The organism is Fulvivirga sp. M361, from assembly GCF_007097395.1.
In the GTDB taxonomy this organism is placed as follows: domain Bacteria; phylum Bacteroidota; class Bacteroidia; order Cytophagales; family Cyclobacteriaceae; genus Fulvivirga.
Map to the genome: position 1 here is coordinate 1 of NZ_VKDC01000011.1, position 21,931 is coordinate 21,931.

Annotated in this window: 21 protein-coding genes; 11 read left to right on the plus strand and 10 right to left on the minus strand. The window is 39.4% G+C overall.

Annotated features, from left to right (window positions below; all coding sequences use genetic code 11):
• Positions 1–109: 109 nt before the first annotated feature.
• Both FNH22_RS32035 and FNH22_RS14100 read right to left on the minus strand, forming a co-directional pair.
• Positions 110–268, minus strand: a complete 159-nt coding sequence (locus FNH22_RS32035; RefSeq protein ID WP_185154225.1) for a permease prefix domain 2-containing transporter — start codon at positions 266–268, stop codon at positions 110–112.
• Entirely contained in the window at positions 261–593 is a 333-nt protein-coding gene (locus FNH22_RS14100) for a PadR family transcriptional regulator (RefSeq protein WP_143399049.1), read from the minus strand. The genes FNH22_RS32035 and FNH22_RS14100 overlap by 8 nt, the downstream gene beginning before the upstream one ends.
• 156 nt (positions 594–749) lie before the next feature.
• On the opposite strand from FNH22_RS14100, the gene FNH22_RS32040 reads away from it, so the two are divergent.
• The 9 genes from FNH22_RS32040 to FNH22_RS14140 all read left to right on the plus strand — a co-directional run bounded on the left by FNH22_RS32040 (position 750) and on the right by FNH22_RS14140 (position 9,394).
• Positions 750–908, plus strand: coding sequence for a hypothetical protein (locus FNH22_RS32040; protein ID WP_185154226.1), 159 nt, complete (start codon positions 750–752; stop codon positions 906–908).
• Positions 909–988: 80 nt separating this feature from the next.
• On the plus strand, positions 989–2,506 hold the full coding sequence (locus tag FNH22_RS14105; protein WP_143399050.1) for a hypothetical protein: 1,518 nt from the start codon (positions 989–991) through the stop codon (positions 2,504–2,506).
• A gap of 261 nt (positions 2,507–2,767) precedes the next feature.
• A complete protein-coding gene (locus FNH22_RS14110) occupies positions 2,768–3,328 on the plus strand; it encodes a DUF664 domain-containing protein (protein ID WP_143399051.1) in 561 nt (186 codons plus the stop codon).
• 85 nt (positions 3,329–3,413) lie between these two features.
• Positions 3,414–4,733: a TIR domain-containing protein gene (locus FNH22_RS14115; RefSeq protein ID WP_143399052.1), complete on the plus strand. Its 1,320-nt coding sequence runs from the start codon at positions 3,414–3,416 to the stop codon at positions 4,731–4,733.
• 273 nt (positions 4,734–5,006) lie between these two features.
• On the plus strand, positions 5,007–5,558 hold the full coding sequence (locus FNH22_RS14120; protein ID WP_143399053.1) for a TetR/AcrR family transcriptional regulator: 552 nt from the start codon (positions 5,007–5,009) through the stop codon (positions 5,556–5,558).
• Positions 5,559–5,609: 51 nt separating this feature from the next.
• The gene (locus tag FNH22_RS14125; protein ID WP_143399054.1) at positions 5,610–6,473 is read left to right on the plus strand and encodes an SDR family oxidoreductase; all 864 of its coding nucleotides are present in this window, start codon (positions 5,610–5,612) and stop codon (positions 6,471–6,473) included.
• Between the two features lie 440 nt (positions 6,474–6,913).
• On the plus strand, positions 6,914–7,780 hold the full coding sequence (locus FNH22_RS14130; protein ID WP_143399055.1) for a DUF1080 domain-containing protein: 867 nt from the start codon (positions 6,914–6,916) through the stop codon (positions 7,778–7,780).
• 242 nt (positions 7,781–8,022) lie between these two features.
• A complete protein-coding gene (locus tag FNH22_RS14135) occupies positions 8,023–8,586 on the plus strand; it encodes a TetR/AcrR family transcriptional regulator (RefSeq protein ID WP_143399056.1) in 564 nt (187 codons plus the stop codon).
• 61 nt (positions 8,587–8,647) lie between these two features.
• Entirely contained in the window at positions 8,648–9,394 is a 747-nt protein-coding gene (locus FNH22_RS14140) for an SDR family NAD(P)-dependent oxidoreductase (RefSeq protein WP_143399057.1), read from the plus strand.
• 339 nt (positions 9,395–9,733) lie between these two features.
• Here the strand turns inward: FNH22_RS14140 and FNH22_RS14145 are convergent, their stop codons facing one another.
• The gene (locus tag FNH22_RS14145; protein ID WP_143399058.1) at positions 9,734–10,453 is read right to left on the minus strand and encodes a DsbA family protein; all 720 of its coding nucleotides are present in this window, start codon (positions 10,451–10,453) and stop codon (positions 9,734–9,736) included.
• 48 nt (positions 10,454–10,501) lie between these two features.
• Positions 10,502–10,648 (minus strand): hypothetical protein, encoded by a 147-nt coding sequence (locus FNH22_RS32045; RefSeq protein ID WP_185154227.1) that lies wholly within the window; start codon positions 10,646–10,648, stop codon positions 10,502–10,504.
• A gap of 190 nt (positions 10,649–10,838) precedes the next feature.
• Here FNH22_RS32045 and FNH22_RS14150 point away from each other — a divergent pair, with 190 nt between their 5' ends.
• A complete protein-coding gene (locus FNH22_RS14150; RefSeq protein WP_143399059.1) occupies positions 10,839–11,021 on the plus strand; it encodes a hypothetical protein in 183 nt (60 codons plus the stop codon).
• Entirely contained in the window at positions 11,018–12,193 is a 1,176-nt protein-coding gene (locus tag FNH22_RS14155) for a hypothetical protein (protein ID WP_143399060.1), read from the plus strand. The genes FNH22_RS14150 and FNH22_RS14155 overlap by 4 nt, the downstream gene beginning before the upstream one ends.
• A 117-nt stretch (positions 12,194–12,310) precedes the next feature.
• Here FNH22_RS14155 and FNH22_RS14160 read toward each other — a convergent pair whose 3' ends face one another.
• The 6 genes from FNH22_RS14160 to FNH22_RS14185 all read right to left on the minus strand — a co-directional run bounded on the left by FNH22_RS14160 (position 12,311) and on the right by FNH22_RS14185 (position 21,929).
• Positions 12,311–15,334, minus strand: coding sequence for a T9SS type A sorting domain-containing protein (locus tag FNH22_RS14160; RefSeq protein WP_185154228.1), 3,024 nt, complete (start codon positions 15,332–15,334; stop codon positions 12,311–12,313).
• Positions 15,335–15,810: 476 nt separating this feature from the next.
• Positions 15,811–18,096: a T9SS type A sorting domain-containing protein gene (locus FNH22_RS14165; protein ID WP_143399062.1), complete on the minus strand. Its 2,286-nt coding sequence runs from the start codon at positions 18,094–18,096 to the stop codon at positions 15,811–15,813.
• Positions 18,097–18,636: 540 nt separating this feature from the next.
• Positions 18,637–19,218 carry an O-methyltransferase gene (locus FNH22_RS14170; protein ID WP_143399063.1) on the minus strand — a complete coding sequence of 194 codons (582 nt, stop codon included), beginning with the start codon at positions 19,216–19,218 and terminating at the stop codon, positions 18,637–18,639.
• A 236-nt stretch (positions 19,219–19,454) separates the two neighbouring features.
• Positions 19,455–19,832 (minus strand): ester cyclase, encoded by a 378-nt coding sequence (locus FNH22_RS14175; RefSeq protein WP_143399064.1) that lies wholly within the window; start codon positions 19,830–19,832, stop codon positions 19,455–19,457.
• A gap of 46 nt (positions 19,833–19,878) precedes the next feature.
• Positions 19,879–20,547, minus strand: a complete 669-nt coding sequence (locus tag FNH22_RS14180; RefSeq protein WP_143399065.1) for a DNA alkylation repair protein — start codon at positions 20,545–20,547, stop codon at positions 19,879–19,881.
• Between the two features lie 461 nt (positions 20,548–21,008).
• Complete coding sequence (locus FNH22_RS14185; protein ID WP_143399066.1) at positions 21,009–21,929, minus strand: type IX secretion system membrane protein PorP/SprF; 921 nt, start codon at positions 21,927–21,929, stop codon at positions 21,009–21,011.
• Positions 21,930–21,931 lie beyond the last annotated feature (2 nt).

Sequence of the window (21,931 nt, forward strand, 5' to 3'; positions counted from 1 at the left end):
GCTTTCTCCTGACTCTTTCCATTGGCGGTAAAGAATACGCATCTGTTCCTGATCATGTCTTTTCATGACACAAGTTTATCGCTTTTTACCACTCCCTCAAATATGGATTTTATCGGACGGATACATTCATCCTCCCCTTCTCCTGTAACCGTTCAGCATACAGTTCATAAAGATCGCCTCTTAATACCTCAACCTCTTCTTTCCTGCAAAACCATCCAAGCAATCGGTCTAACCACCCGGGAGGTGTTGTTCTGGGTGATTCATTCATTGGACAAGCTTAATTTTGGAAGTGAATGATACAAGGTAGATCTAAGCTGATAAGAATGATCAAGCGCTTTCCTTCCGTATGCTGTGATAGCATAAAATCGTTTTCTCCGCCCTCCTCGCTCCTGCGTAGCCCCCCCTTCAAATGAATCTACAAATCCTTTTTTCTGAAGACGGTTCAATGCAGAATGCAAAGCACCTATACTCGGATTCCGTTCTGTACGCTCCTTAAGTTCATTTTTGATGGATATACTATAAGATTCATTCCCAAGCGTACCAATAACGAGGAGTACCAATTCTTCGAATTCACCTAGCTGTGTATATTTCATATGATATCCGAAACGAAGAAAAAATTCATTTGTTTCCTAATTGTATAAATAATATATAAAAGCTCAGAGCAATTATTCTTTTAGTTCAAAGATTTTAAAGGGATTATAGCAATAAACAGGTAAATACCTGTTCTCCCAATCAGGAGTTTGAATAGAATGAATCTGATCAACAAATCACTTAAGGTGTATCCGGATACCTGGTATATGCTATTAAGTAAGAATATCTGCCATTATTTCCTGGGGAGCAGGAAAAAAGCTTTGGTAACCCTTAAAAAAGCGAATGAATTATCCCTGGAAAATTCCAGGCGAGGTTAGCAGAAATTAAAACTGAAATCATCAATAATACGTATAAATTGCCTGATTATTGAATAGTTCTAATTTATTGACCCTACAAGATGTTCAGAACACTGATTTTATTGCTCTTGTCCATACAATTTTTTACTTTGAAGGCCCAGGTAAAGCGTGATCTGACGAAAAGTCAGTGGAAAGAAGACATTAATTTCTTAAAAACACAGATCAAAAAAACTTTTCCTGACTTTGACGATCGTATCAGCGAGACGGCTTTTGACAGTCAGTTGGAAGCGTCTTTAAATCAGGAATCATCCACGGAGATCGTCCTGGAAATCCAAAGAGCGCTGGGACTTCTCGAAGATGAAGGCACGTCTATCTATCCTTTCCAAAAAGCATTTGATAGCCCCGTACTGCCCATAAAAAGCTATTGGTTTTCTGATGGAATGTATATCTGCGATGCGAATGAAGCGAACCAACCATTGATAGGCAAAAAGATCGTAAGGATAAACGGTGAAACTGTTGAAAACCTGTTCGAAAAAATGAAACCCTATCTCCCGGGTGATAATTTATCCTACAAGAAGTATGCCTTCCCTATGTACTCGCAAATTTCTGCATGGCTGACCGCAGCAGGAACAGAGAGCATGGAAAAGTACATAACACTAGAGTTAGAAAATGGAGAATCGATAAATGTTCCGTTCGAAACAGTCTCTGAATATATCAAAATCAAGAGAAATCTGGTTGGTAACAGGGAATCTGGCTTTACTGGCAAAAAATTTGAAGGCAGTTACTATTGGAAAGAGTACATCCCTGAACATAAACTATTAACAATTCAGTTTCTAAGAATTATCAACGATCCTTCAGGCATCCCATTCAAACAATTTGTAAAAGAGATCAGCAACGATCTTAACGAGAAAGACATCGAAAGGATAATAGTAGATAATCGCTTTGGTGGAGGTGGTAATGGTTTTAAACTAAAGCCATTTACGGATTTGATAAAAAATCACCTGATAAGTTATCCTGAGAAAGCGTTGTTCATATTCACGAGTAGGGCAACCAAAGGTACAATTGCAGAATTGACTTCCATATTAGCCAATAACACACCAGCCATATTGGTGGGTGAAAATACAGGAGAGGGAGCTAACTCCGTCGGCGATATTAAGAAAATCGAATTACCGAATTCCGGAATCAATGTATCTGTTACACATACGCTATGGAAAACCAGTTGGGATAAAGATGTAAGAAATACACTCCAACCGGAAAAGACCATCGCATATAGTCATGAGCATCATAAAAGCAGGCAAGACCCGTGGTATAATGCCACGTTGAGTATGCCTGAGGAAAAACCTTCAAAAGCTTTACTATCGTCAGAAATGAGACAAAAACTGGTGGGTAGCTATAGCATTGGCGGCCAAAAAATGACGATTTACGAAGACAATGGAAAAGTATATGCTACAGTAAAACGAGCGATAAAAAGTTTTTTTGAACTTCACACACAATTATATGATGGTGGCGCTAACCGGCTATCTACCGACTTAAACGACGTATTCATTTTTTACGATATGAATGGGAACAGGCCTATATTAAGCGTCCAGTGGAAAGAAATACTGATAGAAAACCCATAGCTAAATTAATTTTATGGTTAGACTTAATGTTCTGAAAACTATGAAATAGTAAGCCAGAAAAAAGAACATAGCTACTGCCATCCCAGCAAAATTCCTTCTGGAACCATTTGATTTATTTTTAGCAAACGAGTCAGGCAGTCTACTCCTCACTCCCAAAAAGAAAAACGCTACTTAATTCCACAGAAGGCATCTTAATTTTCTTAATTTGAAGTTTTGAGACAAACAGTCTTTACAATCTGTTAAAATTAGAGAACATAGTGTATGAATTTACGAAGTTATTGGGCCCTCGTGCTACTATTGAATGGAATTGCGCTACACGCTCAAAACATTATTGGGCCTCAAAAAGGATATTCAGCGCAAATCGGCACAACCGTCTCCATGTTGGAAGATCTGAAAAAGCGAGTCACCAATAGTGTTGTAAACCTTAACATGGCAGAAGTAGATTTTCTCCTGGATGAAAAAGCGAATAGAATAGGTGCGTTGATTTTACACCTTGCAGCTACAGAAAAATACTACCAATTATACACTTTTGAAAACAGAGGCTTTAACAAAGAAGAATCAGAAAAGTGGGATGTAGCGCTTAGTTTAGGAGATAGAGCACGTAAGTCAATCACAAACAAGCCAATAGAATTTTATCTCACCATCTGGGAAGATGTTCGGAAAGAAACTTTAAAATTATTAAAAAATAAGGATGACGACTGGTTTGCTTCTAAAGTTAAAGGTAGTAGTATGAACAATCATTGGGCCTGGTATCATGTAATGGAGCATCAGGCTAACCATATGGGGCAAATACGACTGATTATTAACCGTTTACCAAAATAAAGAAAGGACGAATTAGAAAACACCGGCAACGGACATACTGCACTTTAGGTCGACGCACTAAGTATCCAAAATCGTTAGTCAATATATGAATGTATTCATTAGTTATAGCCAAAACGACGAGAAATATGCTGATTTAATCTCTAAAAGACTCCGGGAAACCGGCCATGAAGTATGGTACGACGACTGGAAAATCAGAGAGGGGGATAACCTGATCAGTAAAATTGAAGAGGGCCTGAGAAATACGGACGCCATTATTATTATCGTAAGTCAGCATTCTCTCCAATCGGAATGGGTCAAGCAAGAGTACTCGGTGATCGCTTTTAGTGATATCTCTAAAAAGAAAGCCCGTATCATCCCAGTGCTGGTAGATAAAAGTACGGTGCCACAATATTTATCACGGTACTTGTATGTTGATTTAACCAACGACCAGTCTTTGGGCATAGACCGTATTGTCAATGCGCTGTCCGGTGAGATTGCTGAACACCCCATAGGAAGTGAAGTTGACGAAAGGAATTACGATGCAGCCTATGGCTCTTTATCAGAGGCCCTGAAATCGGGAAAACTGACCCTGGTTTGCGGAGCAGGTGTTTCCATTGGTGCGGGAATACCTTCATGGAATACGTTATTATTGAGACTACTGGAATCAATGATGATCAAAATATCGAATGACCATTCAATTTCTTTAAAAAATGTCAGTGCGAATGAGTTTCAGAAAAGGCTTGGGTCATCTTCATTGATGATCGGGAAATACTTAAAGTCCAATCTTGGAAAGGATTTTCTGCCGGAATTGCGAGAAGCGCTCTATCAAGGTAATCCCACTTGCTGCGATTTAATTGATGCCATTGTCGAATTGTCAAGACCACAGAGAAATGGAATGCCATTGGACTCGATCATAACCTTTAATTTCGATGCACTCATAGAAGAAAATTTAGATAATACCAACATTAAACACAAGACCATTTCAGCAGAAGGTTTAAGAAATGATCCCTCTGCTTTACCGATCTACCATGTACATGGTTTTTTGCCCAGAAAGGGTAAAGTGCCCAAAGAGACAGAAATTGTGTTCAGTGAAGATGCTTATCATGCTCAATTTATTGATCCATTTAGTTGGTCAAATCTGATACAACTCAACAAATTAGGTCAGAATACCTGCTTACTGATCGGCCTTAGTCTCACCGATTCTAATTTGAGACGGCTACTCGATGTATCCAATAGAAAAGACCCTTCAAAAAACCTTAACCATTACATTATTAAAAAAACCCCCAATTTTAAGGACAGTAGTGAAACGGTGGATAAAATGACCATGCTTTTGGAAGAGCAAGATGCCAATGAATTGGGTTTAAATGTTATCTGGGCCGATACATTCGATGAGATGCCCGATATCATCAGAAAAATATGTGATTAGTTGTTTGTGGCTCCTAAGAAGAGTGTAAATCCATATGACTTATTACACTCTCCAGGCAGTCATTGATAAAGAAAGGCCGGCAGACATATGCTGTATTTGAGTTAAAAGGTACAATAAAAGATAGAACTGGAATTTTGAAAATCTACCAGGTCGGTATGACCACTTTCGTTCATTATTCAATTTTAACGTTAGTCACAGCATAAGTTCAAAGCAATAATTAAAAAAATAGATTATATTTTTGGAGTGATCATTCCAATTTTATATCTTCACACTGTGACTAAAAAAGAAGCCATAGCATCATCCGCCCTAAAACTACTTACAGAAAAAGGGGTCCATAATACACCAATGTCTGCTATCGCAAAAGCCGCAGGCACAGGGATGGGGACCATTTATAACTACTTTCCTAACAAAGAAACGCTCATCAATGAAATTTATGTAAGTATTAAGGAAAAAGAAAAGTCTGTATTGCAGGCCTTTGCATCAGACCAACCTATCAAAACACAATTTGAGGATTATTTCACTTCGATCATTGGCTTTTTCATCCATAATCCAATGTATTTTCACTTTATGGAGCAACTTCAGGCCTCCCCCATTATAACGGAAGAAAGTAGAAATATAGGATCGGAATCGGTTGACGCTGTTATTCAGCTTTTGGTCAAAGGTAAACAGGAGCGGGTCATCAAGGATATAGAAATAAGTGAATTATTACTATTCATCGGTGGCGCAGTTCTATCTTATTTGAGATGGCATTTTAATCAGAACGAAACAAAACACACTGCACTAAAAAATCAAAAACAAATGGTGTGGGACGCTATTAAAGAATAATTTTTTGCATGAAATTGGAATGAATGTTCAATCCAATATAACTTAACTAAAATGAAAAAAAACGTATTAATTACCGGAACTTCCACCGGAGTAGGACTAGAAAGTTCAATCCTGTTTGCCAGGAATGGCTACCGGGTATATGCTACTATGCGGAACCTGGATAAAGCTGACGAGCTTAGGAAAAAAATTAAAGAGGAAAATTTGACGATTGAATTGCTTCCCCTTGATGTTACGAATATTCAATCCATTCAATCGGCTGTACAAACCATTATTGAAAAAGACGGAAGAATAGATGTGTTGATTAACAATGCAGGAGCCGGTTTTGCCAAAACAACTGAACAATCCTCGGAGGAAGAAATCAGATCGGTAACGGAAGTAAACTATCACGGTGTAGTGTTTTGTACACAAGCTCTCTTGCCATTTATGAGAAAACAAAGGTCCGGTCAGATCATTAGTATAACCTCTGTAGGTGGTTTAGTGGGGCAACCATTCAACGAATTGTATTGCGGAGCAAAATTTGCCGTAGAAGGATTTATGGAAGGTTTAGCTACTTATGTAAGCAACGCCTTTAATATTAAGATCACCAATGTTGAGCCTGGTGGTATTGCAACAGAATTCATGAAATCGGCAGTAGAAAAAACCACTGGTGATGACGGGCAATTAGCTTCAGGGGAGTACCTGCCAATATTCGAGAGGTATTTAGCAGGCAATCAAAAAAGAGCAAATGAAAGCAAAGAACAAGTTTATCAAACGGGACTGGAAGTAGCAGAAGTAATTCTAAAAGTGGCACAAAATGAAGATCCGCCTTTACGCGTTCGTACTTCAAAATGGGCAGAAGATTTTTGTCAGCTAAAAACACAGGCCGACCCCGATGGGACCAGATTGGTGAGCCAAATAAAAGATAGTTTTTTGTGAGCAACAGTTATGAACTGAACATAATATGTTGGTCCATCACCGTAATAATCTCCATCTTTCTATTTTTGGATTCTTGCACCTATGCCCAGATGTGATGTCGCGCCTCTGGGCATAATTAGGATTTTTTAAAGTAGCGAATTTGCAGATCAGTTTCAAATCGGCAGGTTGAGGCGTGCGTCATATTTGCCAGATTTCCGCGGATTTTCCGTCCTGCATTTTCGTTCAATGTATTAGGATTTACAATCTTTTTCTAACAAGCGATGGCCCCATTCAAGAGGGTTCTTTCAAATTAAAAGTTAACTGTCAAGAACATCAACGTCAGAGCCAAAAGCGGGTGATACCAAGAAGGTAATTACATCAAAGAGATACCTCACCTGTGGGTATTGCAAAACCTGTACCTTAGTTGATAATTAAACATCCTTCAGTTAACTTCAACTTATATGCGTTATTTATTCCTAATCCCGTTGTTTTTGGGGGTTTCTCAATTCAGTTGTTCGAACAGCACTCCCGACAAACCTGTTTGGGAACAGCTTTTCAATGGAAAAGACCTGAGTGGATGGGACATTAAAATTGCCGGGCACGAACTTAGTGACAACTATAAAAACACGTTCAAAGTGGAGGACGGTCTGCTCAAGGTTAATTATAATGAATATGAACACTTTGATAACAAATTTGGTCATATCTATTATTACAAGCCCTTCTCGTATTACATCATTCGTACAGAATATCGGTTTGTAGGTGAGCAATTGAAAGGGGGGGTACATTGGAACGTAAGAAATAGTGGGGTCATGCTTCATTCTCAGGCTGCTAATACCCTTACCAAAGATCAGCCCTTCCCGATATCTATAGAATTGCAGCTCCTTGGAGGACTAGGAGAAGAACGTCCTACGGGTAACGTATGTACTCCGGGAACCCAGGTAGAAATGAACGGAAAACTACTTCCGGACCACTGTATTAATTCCAGTTCAAAAACGTACAATGGTGATCAATGGGTCACTGCTGAAGCCATAGTACTCGGTGATTCAATCATACATCACCTCATTAACGGTGATACTGTATTGACCTATAACCGTCCACAGATAGGCGCTCTTCCCTGGATCAAAAAACAACTTCCTGAGCAATACGATTATTGGGCTGAAAGGAATGGCGAACTGCTCCGGGAAGGATACCTGGCGCTACAAGCAGAAAGCCATGCGATCCACTTCAGAAAAGTAGAACTACTCAATTTGGAAGGATGTATGGACAAAAAAGCCGTCAACTATAAATCTTATTACATAAAACCCAAACCGTCTGCCTGTTTATACTGATATCCGGACCTCAGTGGTGTCCCGACAATTATCTCCAAATAAACACGCCAGGCATATATTTTACCTATGACCCATTCATAATCAAATTTTATTACTTACTATTTCCCAGTGTATTGACAGTTTTGCTCTTGGTAGATAGTATTTTAAGGGATGTCAGTAAGTCTGACTCCTTGACCCAGTGCCGTATTTCTTATAAAAAAAGACAGACTTGTCTGTTTATTATTTAATCATATCTTTGTGTTGTGAAACACTCAGAAGTCAGGAACAGAATCATTGAAACGGCCTCTTTTCTATTTTATAGGAATGGGTATAATCTGACCGGAATAAATGAAATAATTTCGGAGGCTGGCATTGCAAAGGCTACACTATATAGTCATTTCAAATCCAAGGAAGACATCTGCCTGGCATATTTAAGGTTTAAGAATGACACTTTCTTAAGTGATATTGAAAAATTCTGCCGGTCCAGGCAAAAAGGAAGGAATCAATTACTGGCCATCTTTGATTTTCTCTTGTTGTTTTTTAAAGACCGGGATTTTAATGGTTGTTGGTGCATTAGAACAGTATCTGAAATCCCTAAAGACGATCATAAAATACGAGATGAGATCCAGGAACAGAAGACAAGTCTTATTGAACTGATCGGTAAACTATTAGAAGATAACGTCCAGGAAAAATCCCGAAAAGAGATTGACCTGCTTGCCAGGCAAATCTATTTACTCTATGAAAGTGCAGTGTCAGAAAGTCACCTGCACCAGGAAAACTGGCCTATAAAATCTGCTAAACAATTATGTGACCAAATATTAAATTAAAAAAATTTCTCAATAAAAAGACAGACTTGTCTGTTCATTATTTATATTAATAATTACAATTATGGAAAACTTAGAAAACAAAACAGCCGTCATAATAGGGGGCACAAGTGGTATTGGAAAGGCAACCGCTGAAGAACTTTTAAAACATGGAGCAAATGTTCATATTGTTGGCCGTAATGTGGACAAAGTGCATGATACTCCTAACTTATACAAACACCAGGTAGACATTACTGACTCTGCCAGTTTTAATACATTTATATCCGTAATACATTCTTTTAACGATGTAAATTTCCTGGTGAATGCATCCGGAATATTTGACCCTAAACCATTTCTTGAGCATACAGAAGAAGACTATAACGCTTATCTCGATCTAAATAAGGGCTTCTTTTTCATTACACAAGCTGTAGCAAAAAAAATGAAGAAGACGGGGGGCGGTTCTATAGTGAATGTAGGATCAATGTGGGCTAAACAAGCTGTAAAAGCCACACCATCCTCCGCTTATTCCATGCAAAAAGCAGGATTACATTCTCTTACGCAGCACCTGGCAATGGAACTGGCAGATGTTAACATCAGGGTTAATGCTGTCTCTCCGGCCGTAGTAGACACGCCGGTCTACCATGGTGTTTTTGGAGGGAAAGAAGAGGCTGAAAAAGCATTGGTTGGCTTTAACGGCTTTCATCCCATTGGAAGAAATGGCACTCCACAAGATATCGCTAATGCCATCCTATTTCTACTTTCTGACAAGTCAAGTTGGGTGACCGGGGCTGTTTGGGACATAGATGGTGGAGTTATGGCCGGAAGAAATTAAAACCGATATTTTTTAACTGATGGAAATGATGGCGGTTAGGTAAGTATCCAACCGCTATCTTCACACCACAACATGTAAAACTAGCTGAACCTACCTTTCAGCATTGAATAAAACGATTTAAGTATAAATAAGTTAAGCCCTGGTTCCACACAGTTGTAAAAGTACTATTCTGTTTTTAGTTATACTTTCAAGCGTTTTTGCTATGAGTAACTCCAACAATTATTCATAAACAAGCCGCTGTTTCTGGTATAATAAAAGCCCCTTAACAACAAAAAGCCCGGGCCGAATTTCGTCCGGCTAAGAAGAATAAATGTTTTCATTATGTAGGATACAAATTATTTATTTTGTTCCCGAAATAAGCCAATACTCCACTTGTTCTTTCATCTGATCAAAAGTACTGTATCCATAAGCAATTTTATGAAGTTGATCATTGTGAAGTAATAATACCGATGGATACCCCTGAATACCCCAGGAGCGATTTATATTAAACTCGTCCATGGTTTCCTGTTTTATCTCAGCATTTTCAAAACGATCTAAAAAAACACCATAGTTTATATCAAACTGATCACAAATACCGGCATAAAACGAAGCCTTGCCCGGATCCTGGGATTCAACATAAAATTTATGTTGTATTGCTTCGAAAAATTCCATTTCCCTTTCTTTCACCAGGGGTCTTGCAGCTACTACCGCCCGGCAAGACGGTTCTGTGTCATAGTTAAATGCTTCCTGATCAAGTAACTCATATCCAAACGGTTGTCCACTACGCTCTGTCACCTGCTCCCAATGATGTTTGAGAAATGCCTTCATCTGATCATTCCAAGACTGTCCTCCTCCCGGTCTCAACCCACCAACAATCACCCTAAAGGCAACTTTACTCTTCCTGAAATGATCTCTAAGCTGCACCAACGCCGGAGAGATTCCCCAACACCACGAGCACATAGGATCACCTACATAAATAATTTCGGTTTTATCACTTTGTGGGTTAGAACCGATACTACTTAATTCCTGTAGTGTAGAAGGGGTACAAATACCCGTTTCGGGATCGCAATAAGTGTTCATCTTTTATATGTTTTGAGAGCTAACAACCTGCCGGAGGTATAAGTTCTGTTATTTAATAAATGCTTCACGAAGAGGTTTCAATTGATCAATGGAATTGATCTCGACAGCAGAGATATGGGCACTTGCCCTGTTTGATGTTATTTTTTCAATGAGGTTCTGATCTGTGTCATTTTCAATTTCATTGTCAGTTAGCACAGAAAAAATATTTAATAAATGCCTGATTTCATGAACGTTAATTCGCAAAATCGCCCTATGTTGCTCATCTTCAATGTGTTACTTCATTGCGTTATTCATATCGTTTTTAACCTATACGACATTTGGTTAGCCAAAAATCACTAAAAAGGACCTGACTGACTTTAGTTATTCACTGCTGGACGGCCTGAATGTGTCCTTGTATGCTGACCTGGTCATAGCCAGAAAAGGTGGCGAAGGAGGTAGTCGAGCCGCTCACCTGATGAATGAGGTATTTTTTAATGAAGGTAACTTTAGAACAGGTCAAACCTGGATGGTAAAAGCACAGCTTGAAAAGCTTGTAAGTACGATAGGGCCAGACGATGTACGTAAATGACCTCATTTTATGAAGAATGGCTTAAGACCAACGATGTGGAAACAGCATTTCACAATGCACAAAAAACAGTATTCAAAAAATATTCTCACCCTTTCTACCGGGGCATTTGTTATGTTCAATTAATCAAGATCAATAAAAAAGCTGTCATGAAAACATTTTTAATCTTACTTACATTATTGCCCTGTACCTTATTCGGACAATATACGGTGAAATCAACCATGACTGCCGGAAAGAAGCAGATCACTACCACTAATTACATCAAAGGATATGTGGTATTAAGTTCGGGACAAAGAAAAGATGGGAAGATCTCTCTCAAAGTGGTGAATACGGATACGGTAGAGATCCGCTACCAGGGTAATAATAAAGAAAAGATGAAATTTAAAAGGCTGGACTTATTGGATTACGGGCCCGCAAACTTACTATTGTCAGAAGTTAAAAATGACTATAAAGATGTTTCCAAAAACTTTCACCCGGGTTATATCATTTTAAAAGATGGGCAGAAAAAAACGGGTAAAATAGCTTCCCGGAAAAGAGATGTAAAAGAGTCGGATGGCACAAAGGTCTACGGCCCTATCGGCGTAAAATATGTGGGAGAAAATGATGAGGTTATCGAGTATAGGGGTAAAACCTTCACGGTATCGTATTACATGCAAAATATTGGCGGGGAAGAGCAGCATTATTTGAACGTATACGGTACATACATTCGTGTCTTCAACCCTAGAGGCAGGTTCAGCTACTACAGAAATTCAAGACCGACCCATGTGCGGGAAGGTACCACCAACCTTGTGAAAGGTGTAGCTGAATCTGCACAACAAGAATTAGCTGAATCTGCTGCCAAGGGTGCCGCTAAACGGAGCTTTGAAAGGTCAATGAAAAATGGCGAGGACCTGGGTACGGCCATCGGAAATGCCACCGTTAATGCTCAAAAAGCCGCTAATGAAATACAAGGGGCCGTTAATTTTGACGATGCGGGCGGCCTTTATTTCAAAGAGTATTTCATCGTAGACAATAAACACAATACTCAAAATCTTGTCTACAAAAAGAACATCAAAGAAGTACTTAACACGCTGCTGGAAGGATGTGGACTGGATGAAAAGATCGTTAACAAGTCTTCAAAAATCAAGGAGCTTGAAGAAGTGATGGCATTTTTGGAGGAAAATGCTTGTGACTAACTTATGCATATCATAATGTGAAAACAATACATTTCCTCAACTAATCCGTAGCTAGTCTGTTGGGAAATCGGTGGGCAGCATATTTAGTTTTAGCCGTCTATTGAAAAACTTGTTCCATTACCTGATCAATACCTTTCTGATGATAGATTGACCTTCCCCAACTATTACTAGGTAATAAGTTCCTGAAGCTACTTCCGATACATCTATCCTTGTTCCGGTACCATAGGCACTGGTTTCCCACAGTTTTTTACCTGCACTATTGATCAGTGAAAATTGCCAGGGCAGCTTTGGGGCCGGTTCGGAAAATTGTATGGTCATATGGTCTTCCACAGGATTGGGATACACTGAAAATGATGATATAGCCTGACCCTCCAGGGAAGTGGTCACATTAGCCTCTACCACAATGTTCTCTAATAAAAATGTACACCCGTTGGTATCACTTACTGTAACGCTATACTCACCTGCTGCGGCATTTTCCAAGACCGCTTCATTATGCTCCGGAAGCCAACGGTAGTTGTACGGAGAGTTTCCACCACTTACTTCCACTACCAGGTCAGCACCTTCTGTGAGGTCATCTACTGATAAGGTAGCCACTAAGGGGGCTGGTTCGGTTAAGTTAAATACGTCTGATATAAATACACATCCCTTCGCATCAGTGACAGTGACTGTATAATCCCCTTCTGATAATGCTGTGGCGGTAGCTTCCGTGTGTCCATTACTCCATAAGTAAGTGTAAGGTCCGGTACCCCCGGATATCGTAGTAGAAACGCGACCATCAGACTCTCCATGACAACTGAGAGACACCACTTCATACTCAGAAAGTATTACTGGTGTGGGCGCCAAAAGAGCAAATGCTTCCGAGGTAATGGAACAATCTTTTATATCAGTAACGGTTACTGAATATTCTCCTTCAACCAGTTCCGTAGCGATGGCTTCGGTTTCTCCATTACTCCATAAATAGGTATAAGACCCACTACCTCCGGAGGTACTAATTTTAATGCTGCCATCAGATGCATCGTGGCAACTTGGGGACATCATTTCCGGTTCTGAAAACATCAAAGAGGCAGGGGCCACTATGGTGAATGTCTCTGAAGTAATAGAGCAGTCCTTAGCATCGCTAATAGTCACCGAATATTCTCCTTCTACAAGTTCTGTAGCAGTTGCCTCGGTTTGTCCATTGCTCCACAGGTAAGTATAAGGTCCGGTACCCCCGGATACATCAAGTGAAATGCTTCCGTTACCGTCGCCTGCACAAGTTAGGTCAACCTGTTCCACAAGGGTCGAGCGGAGTCCTGGCGGTTGAATCACGGCTATTAACACCGTTTGCATATCGCAACCAACGGCATCTTCCACAAAAGCGCGATATATACCTCTTCCCAGGTTATCCTGGGTTCCTGTAGTACCCGCTAAGGGCTGTCCATCTTTCTCCCAGGTGATAGTATACGGTTCGGTTCCTCCGGTCAGACGTAAATCAATGGCCCCGTCTCCGGCTTCAAAGCAAGAAAGTGGCTGTACCTGCGGGGACATGGTAAAACCTGCACAACTCACAGAAGGGGCTATGGTAATGATATAATCCTGCCTTAAACCACTGGAGATACAGGGGTCGAATGGGTTGCGCCCGCTAATATTTGCAGGTAATACCTTTACCCTTAACCGGGTCTCGCCTAAAAGTGCATCTTCCGGTATAGTAATTTGAGCCTCTGTCGTACCGCCACGCACTCTAGAACCTATCAGTTTAACTTCTTTATCTGTTGCCGTATTGGTTTCACTTAATAGCCCGTTCTGGTTATAATCTATAAAAACATAAACACTTCCATTTTCATTGGTAACGGTGGATTCTGAATAACGAAATGCGTATGTTTCTCCACGTATCAATGTAGTGGTATAAGGAGGTTCAAAAGGGAATTCCATTAGTTCTTCCAAAGCTTCATTGGTTTGAAAATGAAGTGTATTCAATTCAACAGACTCTATTATACCAAGGCCACCCCTAATCGGAGGGCTACAATACTCTAACCCTCCACGTGTGGTAAAAGAAGAGATGTCCAGGGGTGTACTGCCGTTTGCGTTATGAGCCACTATCCCGATATAATAAGTAGTGCCGGGGGCCAGTTCCGGTAATTCCAATCGTCTTTCGCTCACCCCTGAAACAAGTAGATCAGCAGGTGGGTAATCAGTACTCAGGTATACATCATAGGTATTGTCTAATTGACTTGCGGGTGACCAGCCCAGAACCGGGTTTCGGGAAATACTATCTGCCTGATCAGCCAGAATGTAGTGGAATTCAGCATCTCCATACTGAGAGCCCGAATAATAGTCAGGTACCAGAAAATAAGTAACAGGACTTTCGGGTGTAGCAGTATTATCTATCGGAGGACTGAATGTGAATGTGCGGGAGTTTCCCGACAGCAGGTCTTGGTTAAAATCCATCACAGCACTCGGATTAGCACTTTTTTCAGAAGTGGTCCAATCATTGATTCCATTGACAACGCTACGCAGGTGTAAATTTTCTGGATTATTATTCAATTGAGAGCCACGCAAGCCTATAGCTACTTCTTTAATATGTGTAGCAAAAGGCAGGCCCGCGAAATACGAAAACCGTAGACTCCTCTCTCTCTCTAAAAGTGTTACTTGTGTGAATATTTCCCGTGCGCTACCAGATGGATATTCTTCATAAAAACCAATAGAATAAATATTATACCACGATACAATTGTTTTTTTCTCTCCTGGGAATCCAAGGCCCGACACATAGTTAAAGGTATGACTATATGGGATGTTTGTATTTACGTCGGTTTGAAAAACGGATATAATATTTTGTCTTTCCTTCGCAAAATCATGTTCAAACACCGCCCCTGTCAATGTATCTCTTTTTATTGTAAAGTCTTCGGAGGATGTACCCAATTTAATATAACCATTGGTAGAAGCGGCAAAACGATCAAAGTATTGACCATCATAATAGAAGTCAAAACCCATAGGAAATCCCGGACCCTTAACAAAAGTAGTATCTTCTTCTAAATCATTATTAATAACAATCGCCCCTCGCTTTGTTCGATCAAAAATATCAAAAGGTTTTAAAAGTGAGGTTCCGACACCTGAACTTGGTCCTGCCCCTCCATCTTTATTTGAAAAAGTGTAATTACTCACTTGTGCTAAAACAAGAACTGGTTGACACAAGAAGATAAGTAACCATAAATGTTTAATCACATATGGTAATTGCTTAATCATAACAAGTTGTTTCATCATTTGTAAACAAGTCTAACAGATCATCAGACCTTGTTCTTCTATACGTTTCTTGAGTAAGAAGTAATTAGTGATGTAAGTTATTCATGGTTTTTGCCTAAGAGGAAAAGATTGAAAGCCAAAATATCACATTAATACAGATTTAAATTAATTAAATATAAAAAATATAATATTTCAACCTTAAGTATGTTAATTGTTAAATATGACATATGTCCTGGACTATCTCCCATTATTATATTTAACAATAACTCATAGTAAGTTTATGTTTAGGACATTTCAAATTCTACACTACCAACGTAACAAAGTAGAGAAAAATGAGCCTATGAAGAAAATAAACATCCGAAGTGCTGAAACTTCGGATGTTTAAATTAACCGAATTATTATTCTTTTATCAGTCTTGTGGAAAACTTGTTAGTGCCGTCATTCACCAACAAGAAGTAAACACCTGGTTTTCTATCCCACATATTTATAACTTCCATTCTTGCATCGCTCTCTTTGATAATTAGCTGCCTGCCTTCAGCATTAAGTAATACAATAGTAAAGGTCGTTTCCGTAGGTGGCAGAGTCAGATTGATCTTATCTGTTATAGGATTGGGCATAACTTTAAAATCTGCGCTGACAATACTTGAAGACTGCATTGTTCGTGCAGCGCTTGCATTTAAAGCGTTTAAACACGTATCAATGGTAAATAATGCAGTAGCATTTATGCAAGCATCCCGGTCGATGACTCTTGCGGTCAACGTGCCTTTTTCACATTGGATTTGACCATATACAATACCATTGGGCAATACAACACTGTCCATTACCGTACCCGATTCATTGCTAAAAGTCCAAACGATTTGATCTGCACTGCTAAAATTGTAACTGGGCTCAATAATTTGATAAAATGTAGTCCCTGGAAATTGAACAACGGAAAAATTGAAACCACCATCACCTTCAATCACGACCTCCAGACTACTTATTGCCGTAGTATCACATCCAATAGCTGATACCTCAATAAATGAGTTATCACCAACATTACCATTAGGTGTAACAGAAACCGTATTGCCAGTCTCACTGGTTCCTGGTTCAAACCCCCAACCCACAGGGAGCTTCCATTTGAAGGCAACACCTACCTGATTATCTACAGAATAAGTGAAATAATTACTTAATGAATCCAATCCTATGCAAGTAGGGCCATCAAGGTTTGTAGGCACATTCGGCCCATAAGCTACGGGCAGTGTACTAACAGCACTGTTTTGACAACCGTTGGCTCGCACCGTAACATTTCCTATTCCTTCAAAAGGGTTGGCGGTTACCGTAGCAGAAGGAATAGTTGTAGTCAATGTGTTAGGTGAAAAACTGGCAGGAAAAGTCCAGGTATAGCTTACTGCATTATCTACCGGAGTCACCATATAGCTAACATCCCCGATCAAACCGTTGGGTATACAATCATCTCCTTGGAGGTTTTCAGGTGTCAATGGAATAATGTCGACTGCCAATGCAAGCGTATCCCCCGGACAGCTAGCCGAAACTGCTCTCAGAGTATCGCTTTGCAGTCCTGCAATAAGGGTTACTGTAGAAAGATTTACATTGGCATTAGCAAAATTCCATCCTCCGGGTAACAGCCATTGTACATCTGCATCGGAATTGGTAATGGAGAAAACCGCTTCAGCACCACCGTTGAGACAAGTGCCATTAACGCTTATTAATTCATTGCTTGTGCCAAATTGCCTGTTTATAATGAAGGTAGTATCTAATGGCTGATCACAGGCACCTTTAATCTGTAAGGTAAGTATCCCCACTCGATCATCTACGTTCACTACTATCCTTTCGTCTTTCGCTCCCGTGCCTTCACCAAAACCCCAACTTGTGCCAGGGCCAAAACCCCAGGTATATTCGAGTCCGGCAATTGCTGCCACATCCACAGTAAATTTTGTAGAATCCAGAGAAAGACAGATTGGTGGAGCAATATCAAAGATGGGATCATCCACTCCCAATGCCAGGTTCAGTTCATATTCAAAGGTATCATTAAAGTTCGCTTGTCCAATATCTACCTTCAACATGTCATTACCACTCAGCGCACCTACTATAAAAGTAATAGAGCTGCTATCACCGGAGTAGAACTGGATTCCACTTTCCCAACCAGGGGGCAATGTCCACTTATATTTGTCAATACCGATACGATCATTAATGTTGACACTCACGATAGGCAAGATCGAATAGGTCACGGTGTCTCCAGGCTTTATACATGAAGGTCCGATTATGTTATCTATCTCTGTCGCTTTCCCAAACTTCTTAAATATTCGTTTACCCAAATTAGGTCGACCGCAGACCGATGGTCTTAATGAATCAGTATAACTGACCACTACCTGACCTAGACCATAACCTTCCAATATCTGACCTGCTGTATTTCGTTTTACCGACGAATAAAATGCTCTAAATCCGTCCACTGAGACAGATTCCAACTGCAGATCACCCCTAGCACCCCAGGAGATATCACTAAAATCAGCCGGGTTTCGTGGCCCTATATCTAAAATATACTCAACATTAGTTGCATTAATTAAAACTGTATCTGATCCAAAAATATCAACTTGCGCTTTGACATTCAGTGCACAGCACGTTAACACTATTATTGCCAGAACGTTCTGTAGCTTTTTTCTATAATTGTTGAAAAAATCTTTCATTTTAAAGATTGTTTAATAGACTGTATTGCAAGTGTATCGTCTTAGTCTTACCTAAGATTTCCATCTCCCATTGCAAATCAGTCCTTTCATATAATTATTTTTTAAAGCCTCTTGCAGACTCCTGGAGCCCACAAAGGGGGGTTGCTTTTAGAAAAATTATATTTTCCTTGTAGCAGGATAAAGGGATGATCCGGTTATTACCATAAACGACATTTAAAAGTGAAATTCGATTGTTCACGGACTTAGTTCATAAGGCCGTCACCACTGACATTTCCTCCCATACGCAGGGCTACTTATGTGGAGGATCAGAAAGGATATAAATGTATGCTGAAATTTCTTTTTATACCAAAAGCAGAATGTGTATTTTATTACTTTTTTGTTATTTACTTAAATAACATTGACTATCAGAAGATTAACTTTAATGATAAGTTTTTTTAAGATCAAAAAATATAACATTGACCCACGTAAAATACCATGTGATCGTTTTCTAAAACCGCTTGTATGACAGTTTTGGAGTGAGTAAAAATTGGAGGGTAAACTTCATAATCTCTTTGTACAAAGTACTAAGCCGGTTGACCAGTTCATTTTTGTCATAGAAAAGTCACTGCGCCTCTCAAGGTATTCCATCAATCTTTTCGCTTTTTCCGAATGCCCATGCGGCCAGTTGGGTTGAGGGTTCATATCATCAATCACATAAAAGCCTCCCACCTTGACAAGGTCAAGTGTTTCGTTCAACTCGCTGTATTTTCCAGGCCATGCATCTGCAAAAATCAAATCGAACTTCTCTTCACAATAGCTTTTAATCCAATCCGCACCGTCTTCGCAAACAATCTTTACTCTTTCATCTTTCCCAAAAAAGCCTTTGGCTATTTCAATGAGTTCAGGATCATTATCAACGGTGGTCAGCCTGGAATCATTATCCAGCCCATCGATCATCCAGGCCAATGACAGCCCAATTCCTGTTCCCAATTCTAAAATATTTGACTTGGGTTTAGAGGTTATCAGTGTCTTCAAAAAAGTTCCTATGTAAACATCAGAAGGCATGTCAAACCCGGTTTCTTTACATTTGGCTTTAATTTTTGGGTAAACTTCCGGGAAATCAAGAATATTAAAATCGTTCATTTCGTTGGGTAAATCGTTTAAATAAAACAGTCACTGGCATTGGTCAATGATTACATGTCACATCCGATGTTGATCATACGCAGTATTTATAGAAACTAGTGTCATTCGATGTGCTAACAGTCAGCAAAGGGCATGGTAACCCGTTCATAAAATTTTGCCTACTGCACTTTGCCGACTGCCGACTTTGGGAACGAGGCTGAAAAAAATTTAACCACCATTTGAGCTGTGACATGACACTAGTACATGATATTATTATTAGCAGATTTTTTAGGAATTTGCTGAATTGAATCCCAGTGCTCAACAATCTTTCCATTTTCATCAAAGCGAAAAAAATCCATGGTCACGTATTCGTCGCCTTCCGGCCATATTTGATGTGTATGAAGCGCTACAAGGTCTGCCTCCGCAATACAACGAACGAATTCGATTGATTTATTCGGATACTCTTTTTGCATTCTTTCAAAATAATCGATAAACCCTTGTTTACCATCGGCTACATCAGGATTATGCTGAATGTATTCCTCACCGACATACAGCTCAATGGCTTTCTTCGGTTCACCTGCATACGCCATTCGATAGAACTCTACCGCATTTTCTTTATTCTTTTCTGCATTCATTTTTTCTTAATTATTACTTACAGACCAGACTTGGCTTTTGCCGTTTTCATTTGATCAATCTTAGCGCTTCTTTTTTACTCAGGTTACTTAGTTCTGTGTTATTGACGAATTCAGTCACCCACGACGGGTCAGTCCTGCTGTATTCTCTCAAGATCCATCCAATGGCCTTATTTATAAAGAACTCTTTCGTATCTGATAATAAATGGATAGTAGTTTTTAATAAAGTCGTATCCAACGCTTCCTTGTATTTGAGTTGAAATAATAAGGCAGATCGCTGTAACCAGATATTATTTGAATCGACCCACCTTTGGATATAGATCTCCCTCTGTTCGGGAAATGTCTTAAAGTACTCTCCTATTAGTTTATTGGCAATGAAATCTACTGTATCCCACCAGGATTTATGCGTTACCATAAATTCGAAAAGTTTGATATCCTTTTTATCCAATTTTTTAACATACTTATATGCAAGTTCTTGCGCAAAGTACTGGTAATCTCGCTGTGGCTTCTTCCAAAGAGTTTTGACTATTTCATCTAACTCCTTTTTTTCAGGTAAATATTCTTTGATCAAAAATACGCTTTGAATTTTTCGTCTTAGGGTGGTTTTCAGGCCATAATACTCAAATTGATTTCGCATATATGCTTTCTGTTCCAAAGCAATTTTTGGATTCGCATTTTTCTCTAATTCAATTTCTAAAGTATTTATGAATTCTGTCATTTTTATTTTTCACATTGCCATATAACTAATTTACAATATCCATGATATTTTCAGATTCCGGTAAGCATTTAGCAGCAATCTAAAACCAGTATCATTTTTAAAATTGAAACCATCTCTGAATAGCTTTTGAACCTATTTAAGATCAGGTTATTGGATTACCATGACCCTATGGACAGGGGCTTAACAAAGACAATGAACATCCATACCGTTAATGCTTGTTTTATTCAATTCAGTCCATTGGTTTTACTTGGCGAAAAACAAAAAAGAAGTACCATTTATCAGATATCATGACACTGATCAATCGACCTTAAACCCGGATAATGCATTAAAACTCGTTATGAAAGTTCAAAATGCAATAAGGTCAAGTATTTCGGGTTATTTTAGCACGGAATCGTAGTCTACCATCACGGTGAGTTCTGAAATACTTGATATTGAAGCGGTTTGAGCTTGGAATAGAATGTTTAGAAATATCGTTCTATATCAAACTGACCTTTGAACACATTCAGTTCCACCATTAATGATAACTCATGCGTACCGATATTGTCATTGACCAGTTGATTTGTAGGTAACTCAAAGGAGTATCCAAAACGAAACGATCTACTTGCCTGCACCTGGGCATTGATGCCAATGCCGTTCACATTACGTAATGTGACACCTGCCCAAAATACATTACCAAAGAGTGCATTAACACTTATGTCAGCAGAAAGCTGATTACCACCGGTATAGCGTAGTAAAAACGTTGGTTTCAGCAGAAAACCGCTCACAGAACTGGACTTTATCACATAACCTCCACTCAAATAATAATGAGGTTGATAACGTGTGCTGTTAGCCACTCCGTCACCAACTTCAGCATTTAAAATGCGGGGAACGGATAATCCCAGGTAAAACACATCATTCATATAAAATACGCCTGCACCAAAGTTGGCCTTATTGAATGCATCGTTGTTCAGGTCAAGCCCTTCATCATCTACAAAGGCGAGATTAAGCTTATTATAGTCATAGCGGTAGCTGATAAATCCACCCTGAACACCAAAGGCAAGTGTACTGATACCATTGATCAATTTATAAGCAAAGGACAGTTGGCCTTCAAAATTATTATTCACTCCCAGTTGATCGTTCACCAGAAGCACCCCGGCACCAAACTGCCGGTCAATAGAGGAATGTAATGACAGCACATTCGTCAAAGGTGTGCCGTCTATACCGGCCCATTGCTTTCGTGTAATAAGGTTCGCATTAAAATTATTGTAAATTCCGGCATAAGCCGGGTTGATCATATATTGATTAAATGTGTATATATTATACAATGGATCTTGCTGTGCCTGCAGGCATACAGGTATGATCATTGAAAAGAACCCCAGTAGCAGTATATATTTTTTCAACATGA

Bases quoted from the DNA above. Each gene is read 5' to 3' on its own strand.
- FNH22_RS14165 (WP_143399062.1), bottom strand. From the start codon at position 18,096: ATGAAAGATTTTTTCAACAATTATAGAAAAAAGCTACAGAACGTTCTG.
- FNH22_RS32040 (WP_185154226.1), top strand. From the start codon at position 750: ATGAATCTGATCAACAAATCACTTAAGGTGTATCCGGATACCTGGTAT.
- FNH22_RS14105 (WP_143399050.1), top strand. From the start codon at position 989: ATGTTCAGAACACTGATTTTATTGCTCTTGTCCATACAATTTTTTACT.
- FNH22_RS14175 (WP_143399064.1), bottom strand. From the start codon at position 19,832: ATGAATGCAGAAAAGAATAAAGAAAATGCGGTAGAGTTCTATCGAATG.
- FNH22_RS14170 (WP_143399063.1), bottom strand. From the start codon at position 19,218: ATGAACGATTTTAATATTCTTGATTTCCCGGAAGTTTACCCAAAAATT.
- FNH22_RS14180 (WP_143399065.1), bottom strand. From the start codon at position 20,547: ATGACAGAATTCATAAATACTTTAGAAATTGAATTAGAGAAAAATGCG.
- FNH22_RS14185 (WP_143399066.1), bottom strand. From the start codon at position 21,929: ATGTTGAAAAAATATATACTGCTACTGGGGTTCTTTTCAATGATCATA.
- FNH22_RS14110 (WP_143399051.1), top strand. From the start codon at position 2,768: ATGAATTTACGAAGTTATTGGGCCCTCGTGCTACTATTGAATGGAATT.
- FNH22_RS14115 (WP_143399052.1), top strand. From the start codon at position 3,414: ATGAATGTATTCATTAGTTATAGCCAAAACGACGAGAAATATGCTGAT.
- FNH22_RS14130 (WP_143399055.1), top strand. From the start codon at position 6,914: ATGCGTTATTTATTCCTAATCCCGTTGTTTTTGGGGGTTTCTCAATTC.
- FNH22_RS14125 (WP_143399054.1), top strand. From the start codon at position 5,610: ATGAAAAAAAACGTATTAATTACCGGAACTTCCACCGGAGTAGGACTA.
- FNH22_RS32035 (WP_185154225.1), bottom strand. From the start codon at position 268: ATGAATGAATCACCCAGAACAACACCTCCCGGGTGGTTAGACCGATTG.
- FNH22_RS14155 (WP_143399060.1), top strand. From the start codon at position 11,018: ATGACCTCATTTTATGAAGAATGGCTTAAGACCAACGATGTGGAAACA.
- FNH22_RS14140 (WP_143399057.1), top strand. From the start codon at position 8,648: ATGGAAAACTTAGAAAACAAAACAGCCGTCATAATAGGGGGCACAAGT.
- FNH22_RS14100 (WP_143399049.1), bottom strand. From the start codon at position 593: ATGAAATATACACAGCTAGGTGAATTCGAAGAATTGGTACTCCTCGTT.
- FNH22_RS14145 (WP_143399058.1), bottom strand. From the start codon at position 10,453: ATGAACACTTATTGCGATCCCGAAACGGGTATTTGTACCCCTTCTACA.